14 protein-coding genes are annotated in these 16201 nt (G+C 45.5%); 2 read left to right on the top strand and 12 right to left on the bottom strand.

Going from position 1 to position 16201, the window contains the following annotated elements:
- Positions 1–216: 216 nt before the first annotated feature.
- The 12 genes from cydC to JNUCC31_RS30835 form a co-directional block, all read right to left on the bottom strand.
- Positions 217–1974: a thiol reductant ABC exporter subunit CydC gene (gene cydC / locus JNUCC31_RS30890; RefSeq protein WP_192267104.1), complete on the bottom strand. Its 1758-nt coding sequence runs from the start codon at positions 1972–1974 to the stop codon at positions 217–219.
- Positions 1971–3812, bottom strand: coding sequence for a thiol reductant ABC exporter subunit CydD (gene cydD / locus JNUCC31_RS30885; RefSeq protein WP_192267103.1), 1842 nt, complete (start codon positions 3810–3812; stop codon positions 1971–1973). Before cydD ends, cydC begins: the two co-directional genes overlap by 4 nt.
- 67 nt (positions 3813–3879) lie before the next feature.
- On the bottom strand, positions 3880–4896 hold the full coding sequence (locus JNUCC31_RS30880) for a cytochrome d ubiquinol oxidase subunit II (protein WP_192267102.1): 1017 nt from the start codon (positions 4894–4896) through the stop codon (positions 3880–3882).
- Entirely contained in the window at positions 4893–6269 is a 1377-nt protein-coding gene (locus tag JNUCC31_RS30875) for a cytochrome ubiquinol oxidase subunit I (RefSeq protein WP_192267101.1), read from the bottom strand. The genes JNUCC31_RS30880 and JNUCC31_RS30875 overlap by 4 nt, the downstream gene beginning before the upstream one ends.
- Positions 6270–6882: 613 nt before the next feature.
- Complete coding sequence (locus JNUCC31_RS30870; RefSeq protein ID WP_192267100.1) at positions 6883–7428, bottom strand: TlpA family protein disulfide reductase; 546 nt, start codon at positions 7426–7428, stop codon at positions 6883–6885.
- 11 nt (positions 7429–7439) lie between these two features.
- The gene (gene ccmA / locus JNUCC31_RS30865) at positions 7440–8153 is read right to left on the bottom strand and encodes a heme ABC exporter ATP-binding protein CcmA (protein WP_192267099.1); all 714 of its coding nucleotides are present in this window, start codon (positions 8151–8153) and stop codon (positions 7440–7442) included.
- Complete coding sequence (locus JNUCC31_RS30860) at positions 8146–8967, bottom strand: ABC transporter permease (protein WP_192273487.1); 822 nt, start codon at positions 8965–8967, stop codon at positions 8146–8148. The genes ccmA and JNUCC31_RS30860 overlap by 8 nt, the downstream gene beginning before the upstream one ends.
- Positions 8968–8992: 25 nt before the next feature.
- Positions 8993–9562 carry a nitrous oxide reductase accessory protein NosL gene (locus tag JNUCC31_RS30855; RefSeq protein WP_192273485.1) on the bottom strand — a complete coding sequence of 190 codons (570 nt, stop codon included), beginning with the start codon at positions 9560–9562 and terminating at the stop codon, positions 8993–8995.
- 2 nt (positions 9563–9564) lie between these two features.
- Positions 9565–10923 (bottom strand): right-handed parallel beta-helix repeat-containing protein, encoded by a 1359-nt coding sequence (locus tag JNUCC31_RS30850; RefSeq protein WP_416234337.1) that lies wholly within the window; start codon positions 10921–10923, stop codon positions 9565–9567.
- A 181-nt stretch (positions 10924–11104) separates the two neighbouring features.
- On the bottom strand, positions 11105–11758 hold the full coding sequence (locus JNUCC31_RS30845) for a response regulator (RefSeq protein ID WP_192267098.1): 654 nt from the start codon (positions 11756–11758) through the stop codon (positions 11105–11107).
- Positions 11755–12600, bottom strand: coding sequence for a sensor histidine kinase (locus tag JNUCC31_RS30840; RefSeq protein ID WP_192267097.1), 846 nt, complete (start codon positions 12598–12600; stop codon positions 11755–11757). Before JNUCC31_RS30840 ends, JNUCC31_RS30845 begins: the two co-directional genes overlap by 4 nt.
- 28 nt (positions 12601–12628) lie before the next feature.
- On the bottom strand, positions 12629–13357 hold the full coding sequence (locus JNUCC31_RS30835) for a response regulator transcription factor (RefSeq protein ID WP_192267096.1): 729 nt from the start codon (positions 13355–13357) through the stop codon (positions 12629–12631).
- Positions 13358–13740: 383 nt separating this feature from the next.
- Between JNUCC31_RS30835 and nrdI the strand changes: the two genes are divergently transcribed.
- Positions 13741–14100 carry a class Ib ribonucleoside-diphosphate reductase assembly flavoprotein NrdI gene (gene nrdI / locus JNUCC31_RS30830; RefSeq protein ID WP_192273481.1) on the top strand — a complete coding sequence of 120 codons (360 nt, stop codon included), beginning with the start codon at positions 13741–13743 and terminating at the stop codon, positions 14098–14100.
- Positions 14087–16171, top strand: coding sequence for a class 1b ribonucleoside-diphosphate reductase subunit alpha (nrdE, locus tag JNUCC31_RS30825; protein ID WP_192267095.1), 2085 nt, complete (start codon positions 14087–14089; stop codon positions 16169–16171). Before nrdI ends, nrdE begins: the two co-directional genes overlap by 14 nt.
- The last annotated feature ends 30 nt before the right edge of the window (positions 16172–16201 follow it).

Genomic DNA, 16201 nt, shown 5'->3' with positions numbered 1-16201 from the left:
TCCCGCAGATTCCAGCTAATGAAGGCATACAGCGAGGAAATAAAGCGCCTACGATTCGTTACAATGCTGAACCTGTAAAATGGGGTCCAAGAGGGTACGCTTAGTTCGTTAAATGGCAAAAAAGGCCCAAGAACGGCCTCGTTATTTCACCAGAAGCCGTTCTTAGACCAGATTAAACACCTTTCTTAATCATCCGTTTAAAGTTATTTCTTGTTTTTACGCTCTAATTTCTCCAATCAGTTGTCCCTCGATGCTTTTCATCTCATAAAAATAGCCTTTTTGCTCCATTAACTCTGCATAGGAACCTGCTTCCACTACCCTTCCTTGGTCCATAACGATAATGCGATCCATCTCTTCCAGGCCGGTTAGACGATGACAGATCAGGAGAACGGTATCTTCGGCAGCTTGCGCGTAGAGATGTTTCAACACACGATCTTCTGTAACATAGTCCAGTGAGGATGTAGGTTCGTCCAGTAGCCATAACCGTCCCTTGCGAAGCATCGCCCGTGCCAGAGCCAACCGCTGCTTTTCGCCGTCTGATAGATTCTCTCCTTTTTCATATACGACATCGGTCAATGAGGTATTGGGCAGCTGCACTTTAACCAGAATATCCAGCAATTGTTCATCCGAATGTTCTTCTTCATTCAGCATGAGGTTATCCCGGATCGTTCCCCGAAAGAAATGACTTTGCTGTAACACCACATTGGCTGTTTGCCAAATGCTCTGCTCATCCAGTTCCTCCACCGAAACACCATTTAATCGGAGTTCGCCTGTCGTTGGTGCACGTAGCTTAAGCAGCAATTCAATTATTGTTGACTTACCTGACCCGCTCGGTCCGACAATCGCTGTTTTGGAGTCTGGTAATATATGCAGCGAAACATCCTTCAAAGCAGGTTTCCACTCCCCATCGTATTGAAAGGTAACACCGGAAAGCTCAAGGGAAACGCCTTTGTCACCAGAGAGAACCTCACTGGAATCAAAATTCCTCTTAGCAGGAACATGTACATCAGTGGTCTGGATGGTTTCGGTCTGTACCGTTTCCGACAGTCGTTTGGCTGCATGTTCGCTATCCTGTTTATACAAGGGTAATGTCGCCATTGCCGCTGCTTCTTCGAATACCGTTAGCGAGGCCATGACCAGCATCGCAAGAAATACGCCAGCAAGTGCTCCGTCGATAATGAGATAGGCTCCAAGCACCAGCACTCCCCAGGAGATGAGGAATGTAACCAGAGCGTGCATGGATTGCCCGCGCAGCAAGTGAGCGGCTGCCCGTTGCTGCTCCTCTGTTAATGCAGCGGAAGCCTGCTGAAGCTGCTGCTCCCGCTGTGCCAGTTGGCCGTATATTTTCAAATCCCGGAAACCATACAACACTTCGGTAACTTCTGTGGAAAGTAATGCGCGTTGCTGACGAACACGGCCATGTATTTTCTGCTGCCCAATTAGGACGATTCCCGGCACAACCAATGCGGTTATGAGCATTCCTAGTGCAAACAGACCCGCAATCCAGAAGGAAAAAGCAGAAGTAAACAACATGGTCGCCAAAAAGACCATGACAACAATGATTGGCGGATAAGCAACGCGCAAAAAATAATGTTGCAAGCTTTCCACATCGCCGACGATCCGCGCAAGCAAATCTCCGCTTCGATTTTTGTTCAATATACCTGGCGTTAACGGAATAAGCTTGGCAAAAAAGGAGGTACGCAAACGGCTAAGCATGGAGAACGTCGCCCGGTGAGAATACAAGCGTTCTCCATAACGACTCGCTGCCCGAAGCAGACCAAGCAGCTTAACCAGTGAGGTGAGTACAATTAAGGTATACAGCGGTGGAGCAAATACCGTTTGCGAAATCAGATAGCCGCTCGCCGAGAAGAGAGCCACGCCAGCTATGCCGGCAATAAACCCACCTAGAATCGAAAGAATAATATCCTTCCGCTCCTGAATCATTGCTTTGGACAAAATCGCCAGCTCGTTCATGCTAAGCCTCCTTTTCGTTGAATATTAATCATCTCGGCATACTGGGGCAGGCGCTCCAGAAGTTCCTCATGCCGCCCTGAATCAACTAATACACCTTGGTCCATAAACCAAATATTGTCGGCATGTTGTATCGTATACAATCGGTGAGCGACCGTAATCATCGTTGCTGTTTTTGCCAATGTGGCAATGGAGCGCTGGAGAACACGCTCCGTATGCAGATCCAGTCCCACTGTGGGTTCATCAAATAAAATAACGGCAGGCCGCTTCAAAAATGCGCGTGCCAAGGCAAGTCGTTGCTTTTCCCCACCAGACAGGCCACGGCCTCCTTCACCAACCAAGGTATCAAATCCGTCCTCCAACTGAGCGGCTAATGCAGTAAGTCCAGCTTCGTCTGCTGCCTGCTCCATTTCAGCTCTGGACACGTTCCGCCCCGCATCAATCGCAATATTTTCAGCAAGTGTGCCTGCAAAGATATACGGATGCTGTGTAATGTAGCTTATACGTTCGAACCAAGCGGTCTCACCGTATTGCAGTAATGGGCGATCATTCACCAGAACTTCTCCCGAAGTCGGTTTCAGCAAACCTGCAATCAGATGGAGCAACGTCGTTTTCCCTGAGCCGCTTTTGCCTACAATGGCAATGTGTTCTCCCGGACGAAGCTGCACCCGTTCAGTCTCAAGCTTGAATGAATCCGGCGCATAACGAAAATGGAGATGGTCCAATGTAATGAATGGCGGCATGGAACGATCATTAGAACGAGGAATTTGCAATGTGCCTTCCTTGGCCTTCCGTGCAATCCGATCATCCATGCTATTGATCTCGTCAATCCCAACGGATGTACCTTGTCCCTCTTTTCCATCTACCGACTTGCTCTCCACAACCGTTTCCTCAAGCATCTGCTCTACCTTACGAACTGCTCCCATACTTGTACGCCCGCTGTGAAAGGCAGTTCCCGTATTTTTCAACAGACTGTAGAACTCGGGAACCAGCAGCAAAACGAGAAATGCGGTGTGGAACGCCATCGATTTGAAAACAAGCAGCTGGATGGCCAGCTCGAGAGCCACAACTCCGATGCTTAGCATTACGATCGATTCAAGCATGAACGTATTCGTAAACGCAATGCGCAAAATGCCCATCGTGGCATCACGGTAACCGAGGCTGCTTCGTTCAATTTCCTGCTGCTGGCGATGAGCCCGTCCAAATATTTTCAACGTTACCAGCCCTTGAAGAGAATCCAGGAACGTACCGGAGAACTCGGCCAGTTGGGCATATTTCTCCTCCGATTTGTTTTTCGTTTTTAGTCCCACTAAAATCATAAACAAGGGGATAAACGGGGCCGTAAACAGCATAATGAAGCCTGAATTGGCATGCTGCATAAACGTTACCACCAAAATCAGAATCGGAATGATGGCTGCCTCCATCATGCGCGGCATATACAGACTAAAATAACTTTCAGCCTCATCCACAGCATCAAGAGCAACACTGACCTTTCCCCCGGTCTGTCCGCGGAGAGTTGAACGCATCGACGCATGGGTCAAATTTTGCAGTACAGCTGTCCGCATATTCGTCTTGGCACTGGCAGCCATATGCAAACCAACTTTCCCGTTACCATAAGACAGCCCTGTGCGCACGACCATGACAGCCAGAAGCAGCCCGAGCAGCATGACGACCGACGAGAGGGAGGCCTTCTCCACGAAAATCCGTTGGACTGCTTCAGCAAGCAGTGCGGCCTGACTCACAATGGCTGCACCCAGCGCGAGTGAAATGAGCGCCAGGAGCACGAGACGTTTTCGCTGGCCAGACATTTGTTGAGAGATCAGACTTGTTTTCCTCTTCATGCAAACTCCCCTCCTTTCTATGAATGCTTATGAGATTGCTCCCTTACATCGCATAAATGTATTCAATTTATTTTTTTCCCTTTACATAATCCGCATCAAACAGAAACAGTCTGAAGACCAGAATCAGAGAAGGAATCAACATACACATGCCACCGATAAACACAACAACCAGTGCGAAGCCCATCGCTGGTGAGGTGACGCTGTTTTGAATCGTAATGTACGGATCAAGGATATACGGATATTGTCCAATTCCGTATGCGAAAAAGGCACTGAAAAATTGAAGCATGATGCATACAAAAGCTAATCCGTAGCGTCGTCCGTTATAGATCAGCCACATCGCAATCATGAAGAACGCAACGGAAAGTGCAAGCAGCCACCATAAATCCATCATATTTTGAAAATGTCGCTCATTGTGCTGTCCCAAATAAATAAATGCAGTCAGTGCGATGATAATCGTCGGTGTACTCCAGAACAGGGCATAGGTCCGCACCAGTTTCAACGCAGAATGATCCTCTGCCCGGGATGCATAAAAGGCCAGAAATGAACTGCTAATGAACAAGACAGACACAATCGCCAATCCCACGATGCTCCACGATAACGGATTGGTGAACAGCGTCCAGTAATCCAGAGAAACCGTCGAACCCTCCTTCACGATAAAGCCGCCTTCCGACAGCGTTAGCGCCACTGATAATGAGGCTGGAATAAGCAAACCCGAAGCTCCATATAGAAACAGATACACAATGTTATTTTTGGAACCATAGTTCTCAAAAGCATAAAATGACCCGCGAATGGCGAGCAAAATGACCGCAATGCTTCCCGGTACGAGCAGTGCTGATCCGTAGTAATAGGCCGTGTCCGGAAAGAATCCAACAATCCCAATGTAGAAAAAGACAAAAAATACATTCGTAATCTCCCATACCGGTGATAAATAACGGGAGATCAGACGATTAATCAGGTGATCCTGTTTCGTCAAGCGTGCATAGAAGGCAAAGAAGCCCGCTCCGAAATCAATGGAGGCTACAATTAAATAGCCATACAGGAACAGCCAGAGTACCGAGATGCCAATCAGCTCGTAACTCATCATGTACGCTCACCCTTTTCTGTAGACTGATTGCTCTTCTCCTTCTCCTTTTCCCTCATCCATTTCTCCATCTCGACTTCTGCCGGATTATTGTTGAACAACCGTCTTAACACGAGAACACACATGACTCCCAGAACGATGTAGAGAAGCAGGAAGAAGAAAAAGATCATTCTTATGTTGGGTGATGAAGTGGCGGCTTCCTCTACACGCATATATCCCCGGATAATCCACGGCTGTCGTCCAAGTTCAGCATAGAACCAGCCCAGCTCAACCCCGAGAAAAGCCATTGGTGCGCCCAGGGCAATGATTCCAAGCAGCCACTTGTTCAATTCATTGCGCTTTTTCCAGAACACAAACAGGAAATACAGAACCGAGATGGAGAGCAGAGCGAATCCGATTCCGGCCATTAAATCAAACAGGTAGTGAACGAGCAGCGGCGGCCATTCGTCCTTCGGAAACTCCTCCAGTCCGGTTACCTCTGCATTAAAGTCACTAAAGGCCAGGAAGCTAAGCAGTTTCGGCAGGTGAAGAGCTCCTATAATTTCATGCTCTGCATTCAGCCAGCCTAATAAAATTAAATCCGCGCCGCTTTCCGTCTCAAAATGCCATTCTGCCGCTGCAAGCTTCTCCGGCTGATGCTCTGCCAAGAACTTGGCGGACACATCTCCTGCTAACGTGTTCAGCAAGCCGAACAGCAAAACCACTGCCATCATGAGGTTTAAAGCTTTTTTATGGTAGGCAGAAGCCCCTTTTCTCAGCAGTGCAAAGGCTGCAATTCCTGCTAACAGGGCAGCTCCTGTTAAATAGGCCGAGCTTAATACATGAAACACCTTGGAGAACGTTGCCGTATTCATCATCGCCTGTACCGGGTTAACCGCTGTGAATTGGCCTGCCTCCATGACGAAGCCTCCAGGCTGGTTCATGAATCCGTTCACTGTTGTAATAAACACAGCCGACATGCCTGCCCCGGTGACGATTGGAATCGTCAGCAGCCAGTGAATATACGGATTTTTGAATCGATCCCACGTATACAAATAAATGCCCAGGAAGATGGCTTCAAAAAAGAACGCAAACACTTCCATGAATAGTGGGAGTGCAATTACATTCCCTGCCAGTTTCATAAAATTCGGCCACACCAGGGCCAGTTGCAGTGAAATCGCTGTACCCGTCACCACACCAACCGCCACAGAAATGACAAACCCTCGTGACCACCTCTTCGCCATCAGTATGTAATGGGGGTCCTTCTTGCGAATCCCCATGAACTCTGCAATAGCGATCATTAACGGTACACCGACACCAAGCGTTGCAAAAATAACGTGGAACCCGAGCGTCATACCTGTCACCAGTTTGCTCCACATCACCGTATCGATTGCCATTTTTTACTGCCTCCTTTCAATCTCTGTTCGATTTTCGTAATGATTTTTTACTTCGCATTAGGTCAACCAGCGTTCGGCTACATTCAATATCAGGTTTGGATAGGCTTCGCGAGATGGGTGCAGGATTCATCTATAAAGCGTTCCTTCATCTTTGTATTTATAAAGGGAATTTTTTCACAAAGTAAGGGATGAAGAAGACTTTACAAACCAGCATTGCGTGCTGGCACGCTTTGATCCTGGACTAAGCATGCGTTGAGGAGCCTGTTTTTCCTGTTACTGAAGGGTCAAAGGACTGAAAATGACTTAATAGTTAAAATTATTATATCTTTGTAAGTTAGCAATTCAATCGCTGACACGTCTTCGTCCCTAAATGTTCAAGAAAGGATCAACTCTTTCTGACAACTCGGTGAAAAGCGTAAAAAGTACCCTAAGGAGCTATTGATTCATTGAGCACAACCGTGATATGCATTTTCTTTCCACTATGGGTGCAAGGTGTTCAGAACAACCGTTCGCGGTTGCTCCGATTCGTATAGCAGTCTCCAAATAAAACAAAAGAAGCCACTTTTACAGAGCGACTTCTTTTGTTCTTAAGTATTGCAAGGCTTCAATTCCTTTATTGTACGATCTCCTCCAGCCATTGCTGCAAGGAAATCTCCTCGGTCAACTCACCAAACAGAATGTGGCTGAACATGCCTTTCTGATCTATGATCATCGTTGCTGGCAACCCGGTGATGCGATACTGGCTGGAGACTTTTCCAGTTACATCAATGATAACAGGGAAATCGAATTGCTGTTTCTCCATAAATTCATGAATCGTCCCCTTCGCTTCCCCCACATTGACAAATAGGGTCTCCACGTCATTTTGATATGTCTTAGCGATCTGATTAATCATCGGCATTTCTCTCACACAAGGAGTACACCATGAAGCCCAAAAGTTAATCATGACGACCTTGCCCCGATAATCCGAGAGCTTTACCTGTTCTCCGGCTGAGTTAACTGCAGTGAATTCGGGAGCTGCTGCACCTGCTTCGATGGTACCCGTTCTTTTGGGCTCGGATGATGAAGTACCCTGATACACTGCCCATGCTGCGATCAGCAAAGCAGCCATTCCAATAAGAATTGTAATCAAACGTCGTATTTTTGCACTCTTTTGTTTCAATCGATTCACCTTCATTTTAAGCCAAGACTATGATGAAAAGCAGCATGAAGCGACCCGAACTGTTGACGAAACTCCTCAGTAGAGCCATCTCCCACATTGCGTCCTTGGTTCATAAAAACAATGTGATCCGCAACATCATCTGCGATCTCAAGCTGATGGGTGGAGAACACGACCATATGTCCCTCCTCCTTGATCTGTTTTATCAGATTTGCAAACTCTTGCATCCAGAAGGGGTCCAGTCCATTCGTCGGCTCATCCATGATCAGCAGCGGAGGCTTGGCAAGCAGAGCCTGGGCAAATAACACACGCTGCCGCATGCCTTTGGAAAAGGTCGTGACCCGCTTATTTTTTAGATTGGCCAAGCCTACCATGTGTAGCACTTCCTCCACTCGTGCTTTGGGTACTTTCCGTAGCGCTGCCCAGAACTGGAGCACTTCCTCTGCCGTCAGCCCCTGGTTGAACTGATAATCATCCGGCATATATCCGATCTGTTCCGAATATCGCTTTCGTTCTTTGGACCAGCGCATCTTGTTTACAATGATTTCACCCGAGGTAGGTTGAAGAATACCTGCGAGCATACGCAGAACGGTGCTTTTTCCGGCCCCATTTCCGCCGCATAAGGCAAGCACATGACCGGAAGAAACGCGAAAGGATAGTTCTTCAACAATCTGTTGTTTTTTTATGGATTTACACAGTCCAACAATCTCTGCTTCCACGTTATCCACGGGAACGCCCCCTTTCCCAGATCCCGTAAACCGCCACGATCGAACATGCAATCCACAGCAGGCATATCCCCGTAAAGATCCAGCTTCCGCTCGATGGCTGTACCCAATCTACCCACTGATAATATTCAGGTCCCAATATTGAGCCCCCGCCAAGTTTGATCACAACAAACAAACGTACCAACTCAGCCGGATTGATGAAGGTTAGCAAGGTGAGTAAGGGTTTTACCCACTGATACGGCATGAGTCCCAGTACGGAGATTAGAAGTGTTGGCCATCCAATCACAGCGAAAAACCAAACGGACACGGATATCGTTAACGCTTGCCACCGATTTTTGGATAACGAACCGATGAACATTGCAATAGTCAGAAATAGCAGAACCAGTCCGCAGGAGAATACCAGAAACAAAAGGTACGTCATAACATCCAAAGGGCTGTCCAACCATCCGCTGAGAAGTCCCATCAGACCATAACCGAATGTAACTATAGTCATTAATACAACCGATAGCCCCAGATATTTGCCAACAATAAAAGACATCGTGCCGATGGGGTATGTGGACAACAGCTGCCAGCTGCCCTCCTCCTTCTCAGAAGTTAACGAGAACGAGCCCAAGAAGAGGGTCATCAACGGCAAAAGATAAAGAATAAGATTTAACATGGAACCTGTCGTGCCAGAGTATCCTGCTACAAAATTCTGAGAATTAATGATCAGCAGACTCAGGCTAAATACGCAGAAAAGAATCAAAAATGAATAGGCCCAGGGGTTGCGAAATCCCATTTTCACTTCTCGTCGGACTACTTGCAGCATATCTCCCATCATGTATCACCATCTTCATTGGTCATTACTTATGGCCTGAATCTTCCGTTGATTCACTTTCCCCATGTGTTTCTTCGTGCATGCCTTCACTCATTCCCTCTTCGGAATGCCCGTGCTCACCCATCATATCCATCATCTCCGTGTTTTGTTTCCAGTCGTGGGAGGCGAGGTCTTCAGCGGTCATAATCGTTCCCACACCCTGCTCGGCAACAAAAGCTTCGGCAGATGGTTTATCCTTGAAATTGAGGATGCCGTAAGCCATGGGCGTGCGCAGTGAAGCATCGTATACATAAGTGGCTTTGCTGTACTCAATCCATTCCTTGTCATTATAATCACGAACAAAATCCATACCGACGTTATCTGTTCCGTTTTCTTCTTTCCACTGGTGCATACAACCAATGTCATCAAATTTATAATTTTTACCATCTTTCGTGGTAAGCTGTGTGGCATAGGCATCATCCTTCACTTGCATTTTGCAAATGGCGCAGATATCCACGTCTTCATTAATAGGCAATGCCTCGTATTTTTTTCCGCAAGCTGTTAATAACAGCACCCCAAAGAGAAGCACCATAACTGTTTTCAAACTTGTTTTCATTTTCATTTTCGTAATCCCCCCGTATAGATCATAATAAAAGTTGCCATACCCAGCAGGATACATCCGATGATCCAAACTTCAGTTGTCTCTTTCACCGCTTGTGCACCTGTTTCCGCCGCCAGTGATTCCGCTTTCATGCTTATTAACGGCGATCTGTCGGTTGTCCACTCTTCCTTGCCTTCCGTAAACAAGCTGCTCATAAAGAGCATGCCTGGAGATTGAAAGAAAAGCTGATAAGCCGAATTCCGATTGACCACTTGCTCATAAAAAGGATTAATCTCATAGGAGAGTTCACTAATTCCATCATCGTTCAGGTCAAGACCCTGAAAGGAATCCCAGTAGTTCTCCTTCATCTCATTGTTCCGGCTGTCCATCGCTGAAGCTTCAATCACATTCGAAACAAATTGGTTTCTAATGAATTGGTTGTCCTCTGCCAGAACGAGCTGGATACCAATGAAATTGCGAAGCACCGCATTACGGCGAATTTCATTTCCTGAGGATTCGGCAATGTTCATGCCAACACGATTACCTTCGACAACATTGTTTTGAATCGTGGATCGGTGTACGTCATACAACAAAATCCCTTGTGAATGCACATTTTCGCTCTGTTTACGAAAGGAATTTCCGGATACAACCGTATTCTTGACGCCCATCACCATGGCCCCGGTACTGTTGTTCTCCCCCACATTGTCCACAACAGAAGAACCATCGATATACATACAATGAATTCCATATCTGGTATGAAGCAGCGTGTTACCTTTGACCGTAAGATTGCGACTGTTCTCCAGGTAGATACCGTCCCGCATGCTGGTAATTTGGTTGTCTTCGATGTGGGTACGATGGGAATTGTACAGGTCAATGCCGTTCCCCTTTTGACCACTGGAAGCAGACTCCGGTCCAGCCCATGAAATGGTATTGTTATGTATGAGCCCATCGACGGAACCCCGCAGCACGATTCCAAAACTTTGACTCTGAATATCCAGGCCGGTGATCTCAACACGATCTCCTTCCACCTGAATCGCTGCAGTGGGTTCGTTCGTGAAATGTTGAATCGTGAACCCCTGTAATGTCACTCCATCTGAACGAATGGTGATCGTGGATTCAGCTTCCGAATTCAATACCGTTACGGATGAGTCCCCTCGAATGGATATACTCTTGTCTATACTTACGGGACCAGCATACATACCAGGCTCGAGTACAAGTACTTCACCAGATTTAGAACCATCAATGATTGGCTGGAGTGGAGTAGCGTCTTTTGTTCCAGAAGCAGCGTTTGCAGAATCAAGCGGGTAAGATAATAGGATCGCCAGTATACCCATAATGAGTAATGTGCCTAGGACAATCCGTTTGTTCAACAACATAACCTCCTTTATGAAACACACTGCTCATAGTGTACATAAAAACAAATTTTTACCATATAGCTCAATCTGGCTATAGAACTGGAATTTTTGTGTCCAATTTGTGAGGTCATTGTAGTTAAAAGCAAATAAATTGATATCCCACTACACAGAAAGAACACCAAGAATATAGTAAAAAAGCTTATTACAGACGTTTGTGGTCTGTAATAAGCCCTTGCTCCAGTGCATAACGTGTCAGTTGAACGCGATTTTGAACCTGCAGTTTCTGCAAAATATTTTTCAAATGATTCTTGACGGTATATTCTGAGATCGTATAATTCACAGCGATTTCTTTGTTGGTCCATCCTGCAGCTACACCATAGAGAATATCCTTTTCTCTTGTGGTTAATGGCACATCAGGCTCTTTTTTCTCCGTTAGTGAGACGTCCTTCAGAATTTGGTACGCAACCTCACGGCTCAAAGGAGCTTCCTCTGTAACGATGGAATGAAGATATTCCAGCCACATGGACGGTTCAAGGTTTTTGAGTAGATAGCCCTGAGCTCCCCGCTTCAACGCCTCCAAAAGGTGGAGTACATCATCCGAGACGGTAATCATGACAATCTTCACATAAGGAAAGGCCAATTTGATCCGTTGTGTTGCTTCAAGTCCGTTCATAATCGGCATCTGAATGTCCATGAGGATCAGGTCGGGAAGCCACTGTTCTGTATAATCAATCGCCTGTTGACCGTCAGATACGACGCCAATCACTTCGAAGCCGGAATCCATGGATAAAATTTCACATATGGCTTCCCTCGCATGAGCGTGATCGTCTACAACAAGAACACGAGTATGGCTCATTGCATCTCACCGTCCTTTGAAAATTCGACAACAGTAAACTGCTGTTCCCTTCGAAATTGCATGGTAAAGTTCAGTTCACTCATCCGCTCTCTCATGATTTTTAAACCATACCGATCCTTTCGTTCAAAAGGGTTCCTCTCAAACCCTTTTCCATTATCTCGAATCATGATATTCCAGCGCTTCTTGTGCCCGTTTCCCTGAATCCATGCTTGGGAAGCAGATGCGTGTTTTTGAATATTAAAAAGAGCCTCGCGAATACAAGCGAGCAGTTCTACCTTCTCTTTGTCAGTAAATGTATCATCCGGGATGCTCCAATCCAGTTCGATTCGGACGGGGATATCTTTGGTAATTTTTCGAATTTGACCAAGCAGTGTGACCGATTCGTTCATAGTCAAGGCTTGATCAACGTTAGGATCATAACGCAAATCTGCAATGGCCTGACGCACATAACGATTGACTTCATGAACCGTTTTTTTGATCGAATATACATCGTCCAGTTGTTGACCCTGCTTGGCTTGCTCCTCCAGACGTCCGACTTTCACCGATAATAAAAAAAGAGATTGGGCGATTCCATCATGGAGTTCCTTGGCCATCTTTTCCCGGGATTCAAATGCAGCTTTGGCTTCACGCTCATGCTCCAGCTCTTTTTGAATACGTTCCAACATGAGAAACAGCCGTGTTAACAACGTTATACTCACAACATATACAATGACAGGCGTAAGCCAGTTCCCCAAATCCATCGATATGTAGGGGAGTAGAAACTGATGTCGTACATATTCCCAAAGTCCAACGGTCAAGGTGGGAATGAGCAAGATCATCCACTTGATTTGTTTATAAGACATATTCCCCTCCTGAACTGCAAGATAAGAATTAGTGAGGCAAACGAAGAATATAACCGAACCCCCACAGGGTGTGAATCAGATCTTCCCGATTCGGCACATGCTCAGATAGTTTGTCACGCAACCGTTTCACATGGGTATCTACGGTTCGATAATCCAGATCTTCCTCATGCTCCACTTTCCAAACAATTCTCAGCAAATCCTGCCTGGAGAATGCGATTTCCGCGTGTGTCGCCAAATGAAAAAGCAAATCAAATTCTTTGGGAGTCATATGAATCTCCTCATGTTCTACTGTGACTTTTCGGGAAGTAGGATTGATTAAAATAGAGGAGATCAACACTTCGCTTGCTGAATGGTCTTTTGGTACAGGTTTGATTAATCCGTTATAACGAGCCATCATGGTTTTGATGCGCAGCACAACTTCCCTCGGACTAAACGGTTTCATGACAAAGTCATCCGCCCCGGCTTTGAAAGCTTCAAGACGATTCCCCTCTTCTGACTTGGCTGTCAGAAACATGACGGGTATGCTTAAGTTGGTCCGTAGATATTGGCATATTTCAATCCCCTTAATATCGGGAAGAATCCAATCCAGAATGATCATGGCATACGAGTCATGATGAAGCTTGCTTAAGGCTTGCCAGCCCAGCGAAGCCTCCTCAACGATAAATTGTTCTTTCTCCAAATACATGCGAAGAAGTCCACGGACCCGTTTATCATCATCTACAATCAATATTCTATTTTGCTGCAGGGTCCCGTTCATGTCTTACCTCCAAATCTTTGTGATATGTAATCAGCATACCTTCAACGTACTCAAAAGGCATGACTCCATAGAGCCATGCCTTTTGATAATCTATCTCTGAATTGTAGACAATGTATGAACGATGAAGTTCAGGTTGATTTCTTTCCGGTGACGACTGTCAATCTTAATTCTCTCATGCACCAAATATCGTGCATTCGAATATGGATATCTACTAAGCCACAAATTTTTTAAGCCTAGTAATAGAGCCCATTCATGAGGTTTTTTCACAAAGTCGATACCGATATGCAATTGACAAAGCTATATATTGATATAAAATTAAAAATATAATCTATATATAGTGTTTGTTTCTGATCACCGTTCATTTGTCAAGGAGGTTAATGATAGTGCTAATTGTGTATGATTCAATCACTGGGAATGTAAAGAGGTTTATTTCCAAGCTTCAACTGCCGGCAGTCCAGATTCAAAATCAAATGACGATAGATGAGCCATACGTACTTGTGACATATACAACAGGTTTTGGGCAGATACCTGATAAGGTGTCTTCTTTTTTGCAAAAAAACTCTGAATACCTGATTGGCGTGGCCGCCAGCGGTAACCGTAACTGGGGGGAGCGTTTTGCCAAAAGTGCTGATTTGATATCTGCATCGTATAACGTCCCGGTTATTAGTAAATTTGAATTATCGGGTTCCAAGAAAGACGTGGAGTATTTTGAACAGGAGGTGAGCCGCATTGCGTCATATTGAATTGAATAACATGCTGTTAAAGCGCAACTCTGATGGCTTCTTCCAGTTACATAAGGATCAAGAGGCTGTAGAGGAGTTTATGAAAGAAATCAAAGATAAAAGTATGGCGTTCGCCAACATTGATGATCAAGTCCAATTCATGATTGATCATGATTACTACGAAGATTTCTATGCTTCCTATACAGCTGACCAAGTTAGAACCGTATTTGAAATTACACGCGGCTATCAGTATAGCTTCCCTTCTTACATGGCAGCGTCCAAGTTCTATACTGACTATGCGTTGAAAACATATGATCGAAAAACATATCTTGAGCAATACGCGGATCGTGTAGCCGCTGTAGCTCTTCATCTGGGTCAAGGACAGTTTGAAACGGCTTGTTTGCTGTCTCGTTCGATGATGGAACAGCGTCTTCAACCCGCAACCCCTACATTTCTGAATGCAGGAAAAAGTCGGCGTGGTGAGCTGGTCTCTTGCTTCCTGCTTGAAATGGATGATTCACTGAACTCCATAAACTATGTACTGAACACTTGTATGCAGTTATCCAAAATTGGCGGTGGAGTTGCTGTCAATCTGTCAAAGCTGCGTGCTCGTGGTGAAGTCATCAAAGGAGTTGAAGGTGCTGCGAAAGGAATTACGCCTGTTCTCAAACTATTGGAAGATGGCTTCTCCTACGCCGATCAGATGGGACAACGCAAAGGTTCTGGAGCAGCTTACTATAATATCTTTGGTTGGGACGTCATGGAACTGCTCGATAGCAAAAAGATTAATGCGGACGAGAAAATCCGCTTAAAAACACTCTCTATTGGACTTATTGTTCCTAATCGGTTTTATAAGCTGGCTCAGGATAATGAGCCCTTGTACCTCTTCGCACCTTATAGTGTTTATAAGGCGTATGGAACCCATCTGGATGATATGGACCTTGACGTGATGTATGATACCTTGCTGGCTGACGATCGTGTGAAGAAGAAAAAATCGTTGGGAGCGCGGGATATGCTGACCAAAATAGCCATGATTCAACTTGAATCCGGTTATCCGTACATCATTAATAAAACGAATGCCAATCAAGCACATGCCTTGAAAAACGTAGGACAAGTCAAAATGTCGAACCTGTGCACAGAGATCTTCCAACTCCAGGAGACTTCTGAAATTACAGACTATGGTCAACCGGATATTATCCGCAGAGATATCAGCTGCAACCTGGCCTCCCTCAATATTGTTAATGTTATGGAGAGCGGCAAAATCAAGGAATCCGTTCATGAGGGAATGATCGCACTGACCTCCGTCAGCGACATGACGCATGTGGCCAATGCTCCAGGTGTGGCCAAAGCCAATGCCGAAATGCATTCCGTTGGCTTGGGTGCTATGAATCTGCACGGTTATTTAGCCAAAAACAGGATTGCTTATGAAAGCTTGGAAGCCAAGGATTTTGTACGGACCTTCTTTATGACCATGAATTATCATTCGTTGGAGAAAAGCATGGAGTTTGCAGAGAAAACGGGTCAACGGTTCCATGGGTTTGAGAAATCTGATTATGCGACTGGTGTATATTTTGATCGTTATCTGACCAATGATTATCGTCCCAACACCTCAAGAGTACAGGAATTGTTCCAAGGAATTGAACTTCCATCTCCCGATGATTGGAGTCTGCTGAAGTCCAAAGTAATGGAGAATGGCCTTTATCACGCCTATCGGATGGCTATTGCTCCAACGGCAAGCATCTCCTATATTCAAAACGCGACATCCAGTGTGATGCCGATCGTAGAACAAATTGAAACACGAACTTATGCGAATTCAACCACCTATTATCCAATGCCCTATTTGCAAAAAGATAACGTCTTCTATTACAAATCAGCGTATCAGATGGATCAATTCAAGGTGATTGATTTGATTGCGGAGATTCAGCCGCATGTAGACCAAGGAATCTCAACGGTTCTTCATGTAAATAGTGATGTATCTACGCGAGACTTGGCTCGATGCTACCTGTATGCTGCTCATAAAGGATTGAAATCCCTGTATTATACAAGAACCAACAAGCTCACGATGGAAGAATGCATCGCTTGTTCCATATAAATAAATGGCCCTAATTGGGCATCAGGATTG

The organism is Paenibacillus sp. JNUCC-31 (assembly GCF_014844075.1).
Classification (GTDB): domain Bacteria; phylum Bacillota; class Bacilli; order Paenibacillales; family Paenibacillaceae; genus Paenibacillus.
The sequence above is the reverse complement of the archived record's forward strand: the minus strand, read 5'-3'. Positions and strand labels throughout refer to the sequence as shown.

Coding starts and splice junctions, on each gene's coding strand:
- JNUCC31_RS30850 (WP_416234337.1), bottom strand. CDS start 10,923: ATGTTGTTGAACAAACGGATTGTCCTAGGCACATTACTCATTATGGGT.
- JNUCC31_RS30855 (WP_192273485.1), bottom strand. CDS start 9,562: ATGAAAACAAGTTTGAAAACAGTTATGGTGCTTCTCTTTGGGGTGCTG.
- JNUCC31_RS30860 (WP_192273487.1), bottom strand. CDS start 8,967: ATGGGAGATATGCTGCAAGTAGTCCGACGAGAAGTGAAAATGGGATTT.
- cydD (WP_192267103.1), bottom strand. CDS start 3,812: ATGAAGAGGAAAACAAGTCTGATCTCTCAACAAATGTCTGGCCAGCGA.
- JNUCC31_RS30880 (WP_192267102.1), bottom strand. CDS start 4,896: ATGATGAGTTACGAGCTGATTGGCATCTCGGTACTCTGGCTGTTCCTG.
- cydC (WP_192267104.1), bottom strand. CDS start 1,974: ATGAACGAGCTGGCGATTTTGTCCAAAGCAATGATTCAGGAGCGGAAG.
- JNUCC31_RS30875 (WP_192267101.1), bottom strand. CDS start 6,269: ATGGCAATCGATACGGTGATGTGGAGCAAACTGGTGACAGGTATGACG.
- JNUCC31_RS30835 (WP_192267096.1), bottom strand. CDS start 13,357: ATGAACGGGACCCTGCAGCAAAATAGAATATTGATTGTAGATGATGAT.
- JNUCC31_RS30840 (WP_192267097.1), bottom strand. CDS start 12,600: ATGTCTTATAAACAAATCAAGTGGATGATCTTGCTCATTCCCACCTTG.
- JNUCC31_RS30845 (WP_192267098.1), bottom strand. CDS start 11,758: ATGAGCCATACTCGTGTTCTTGTTGTAGACGATCACGCTCATGCGAGG.